Below are 3,318 nucleotides of genomic sequence, written 5' to 3'. Positions count from 1 at the left end.
TGTTGCCCAACACCGCCCGATCCGCCCCCCGGGGGGGATCCCCGCGGCCGGGTTGGGGGGGGGGGCGGCGCGGGGCCCGCGCGGGGGGGGGGGGGCCCCCCCCCCCGCCCCCCCCCCCCGCCTCTCGTACGGTGCGTGCGGTCCGGTCAGCCGGCCGCCGTCCGCTCGCCTTCCACGGGGGTGCGGCCCAGCTTCGACCGCAGCAGCCCGATCGCGGCCAGCACCACCGCGAACCCACCGGTGAACAGCAGTTGGACGCGCTGGTCACCGTCCCGCAGCATCAGCAACAGCACCACCGCGATACCGGCCAGCGCCACCCAGGTCAGGAACGGGAACGCCCACATCTTCACGACCAGCTTCTCCGGCGACTCCCGCTCCAGCTGGCGGCGCATCCGCAGCTGGGCGGCGGCGATGAAGCCCCACACCACCAGCACCGCGGCGCCGACCATGTTGAGCAGCCACTGGAAGACCGTCGTCGGCCACCAGAAGCTCAAGAGCACCGCGAGGAAGCCGAACGCCGAGCAGAACACCACCGCGCGGCGCGGCACACCGCCGCTGACCTTGCCGAGGAACGCCGGGCCCTGCCCGCGCGAGGTCAGCGAGAACGCCATCCGGGACGAGCCGTAGATGTTGGCGTTCATCGCGGACAGCAGCGCCACCAGGATGACCACGTTCATGATCTGACCGGCCGCCGGGATGTCCAGGTAGTCGAGGACCGCGACGTACGGGCCGCTCTTGGTGAGGGAGGGCTCGTTCCACGGGATGACGGTGACGATGATCGCCATCGAACCGACGTAGAAGAGGGCGATCCGCCACATCGCGGTCCGCACCGCCCGCGCCACGCCGCGCACCGGGTCCTTCGACTCGGCCGCCGCGATCGTCACCGTCTCCAGACCGCCGTACGCGAAGACCGACGCGAGCAGACCGACCATCAGGCCGTCCACGCCCTTGGGCAGGAAGCCGCCGTCGCCGGTGAGGTGGGCGGTGCCCGGTGCGGCGGTGCCCGGCAGCGCGCCGAAGATCGCCAGCAGGCCCAGGATCAGGAAGATGCCGATCGCGGCGACCTTCAGGGCGGCGAACCAGAACTCGAACTCACCGAAGTTGCTGACCGCCGCGAGGTTGGCGCCACAGAAGATCACCATGAAGAGCAGCACCCACATCCACGTCTGGGTGCCCGGGAACCACTGCGTCATGATGCCCGCCGCGCCGATCGCCTCGGCGGCCACCGCCACACACAGCAGCGCGGTGAACATCCAGCCGGCGGTGAACCCGGCCCACGGCCCGATCGACCGCCCGGCGTGCACCGAGAACGACCCGGACGCCGGGTTCGCCGCCGCCATCTCGCCCAGCATCCGCATGATCAGCATGACCAGCGCACCGGACACCGCGTAGGCGAGGACGATCGACGGCCCGGCGGCGGCGATGCCCGCACCGGACCCGACGAACAGTCCCGCGCCGATCACCCCGCCCAGGGCGATCATCGACAGATGGCGCTGCTTGAGGCCGTTGGACAGCGGGGTGCCGCCGTCGCCTCCCGGGTCCGCGTCGGACCGCTCGCGCGCGGTCGCGGCGGACGGGGGTATCCCATTCATGTCGTACCTGTCCCAGTGGTGAGAGCGAAGCGGAGCGAATCTGCGTTCTCCCGGGGCTGCGACCTGTACGCCTCCGCCGCCGACCCCCGGCCCCCCGCCCGCGACGGCAGGCACAGCTCTGCGAATGGCGCGTGAACAGGGGTCCTCGGTGAAGCGCGCTCAGTCTGGGCGTCGGTGTCCGCTCAGGGCAACAGGCATGCAGCGAATGTTCGGTATTCAGACGCGATCGTGACCGTACGTGTCCAGGTCATCGTTGTATGCCACCACAAGCCCGGCCAAGGCGGCACAACTCCGCCTCAGCGCCGGGATGTCCAGCCCCGCACTTCCCGGACACCGGCGACCAACAGGACCACCGCGGTGGCCCCCGCCGACCACAGCAGCTGCGGCCGGGCGGTGGCGTCGGCCAGCATCAGCACCAGCACCGCAGCCATCCCCGCCAGAGCGGCCCAGGTCAGATAGGGGAACGCCCACATCCGCAGGGTCAGCTTCTCCGGCGCCTCCTGCTCGATCCGCCGCCGCAGCCGCAGCTGCGACACGGCGATCAGCGCCCAGACGAAGAGCAGCACCGCGCCGACCGCGTTCAGCAGATAGAGGAAAACCGAATCCGGCCACTTGAGGTTCAGCAACACCGACACGAAGCCGAACGCCACCGACGCCAGCACCGCCCGCCGCGGCACACCCCCGCCCGCCACCTTCAGCAGCCCGCGCGGCGCCTCGCCCCGCTCCGCCAGCGAGAAGATCATCCGGGATGCACCGTAGAGATTGGCGTTCAGCGCCGACAGCAGCGCCACGAACACCACGATGTTCATGATCAGCCCGGCGCCCGGGATCCCGATGTGGTCGAGCACCGCGACGTACGGGCTCTTCCCCGGCACCAGCTTCGACCACGGCAGCAGTGCGACGATCACCAGCATCGAGCCGACGTAGAAGAGGAGGATGCGCCACACCGCGCTGCGCACCGCGCGGCCCACCGCACGCGCCGGATCGTCCGACTCGGCGGCCGCGATGGTGACGACCTCCAGACCGCCGAACGCGAACACCACCGCCAGCACCCCGGAGACCACCCCGGACCAGCCGCGCGGCAGGAAGCCGCCCTGCCCGGTCAGATTGGCGAGCCCCACCGGCTCGGTGTCCGGCAGCACGCCGAAGACCGCCAGCAGGCCCAGCACCAGGAAGAGCACGATCGCGGTGACCTTCAGCGTGGCGAACCAGAACTCGAACTCGCCGAAGTTCTTCACCGCCGCGAGGTTGGCGCCGGTGAACACCACCATGAAGAGGAGCACCCAGCCCCACTGCGGCACCGCCGGAACCCAGCCGTGCGCGATCTGCGCCGCGCCCGTCGCCTCCACGGCGAGCACCACGACCAGCAGGAACCAGTACAGCCAGCCGACGCTGAACCCGGCCCAGCGGCCCAGCGCCCGCTCCGCGTGCACCGAGAACGCCCCGGACGCGGGCATCGCCGCCGACATCTCGCCCAGCATCCGCATGATCAGCATCGCCAGCGCGCCCGCGATCAGATACGACACCGTGATGCCGGGACCGGCCACCGCGATGCCCGCACCGGACCCGACGAACAGCCCGGCGCCGATCACCCCGCCCAGGCCCAGCATCGTCAGATGCCGCTGCTTGAGCCCCCCGGCGAGCGGGTAACACACCACCGCCCCCCCAACACGCAGCGGTTTACCCGAGGAGGGCGGTGAGGACTTCCATTAGAGTAAACAAGACA

General features: G+C 70.9%; 2 protein-coding genes. Both read right to left on the bottom strand.

Features of this window, described 5'->3' with window-relative positions:
• Positions 1-146 precede the first annotated feature (146 nt).
• Positions 147-1,592 (bottom strand): amino acid permease, encoded by a 1,446-nt coding sequence (locus ACFWWQ_RS16725; RefSeq protein WP_384596678.1) that lies wholly within the window; start codon positions 1,590-1,592, stop codon positions 147-149.
• Between the two features lie 296 nt (positions 1,593-1,888).
• Positions 1,889-3,202, bottom strand: coding sequence for an amino acid permease (locus ACFWWQ_RS16720; RefSeq protein WP_384596754.1), 1,314 nt, complete (start codon positions 3,200-3,202; stop codon positions 1,889-1,891).
• Positions 3,203-3,318: the final 116 nt, after the last annotated feature.

The sequence above is a fragment of the Streptomyces sp. NPDC059080 genome (assembly GCF_042739975.1).
Classification (GTDB): domain Bacteria; phylum Actinomycetota; class Actinomycetes; order Streptomycetales; family Streptomycetaceae; genus Streptomyces; species Streptomyces benahoarensis.
Note: the sequence above shows the minus strand (reverse complement) of the source record. Positions and strands in the feature narration are given on the sequence as shown.

Bases quoted from the DNA above. Each gene is read 5' to 3' on its own strand.
- ACFWWQ_RS16725 (WP_384596678.1), bottom strand. From the start codon at position 1,592: ATGAATGGGATACCCCCGTCCGCCGCGACCGCGCGCGAGCGGTCCGAC.
- ACFWWQ_RS16720 (WP_384596754.1), bottom strand. From the start codon at position 3,202: ATGCTGGGCCTGGGCGGGGTGATCGGCGCCGGGCTGTTCGTCGGGTCC.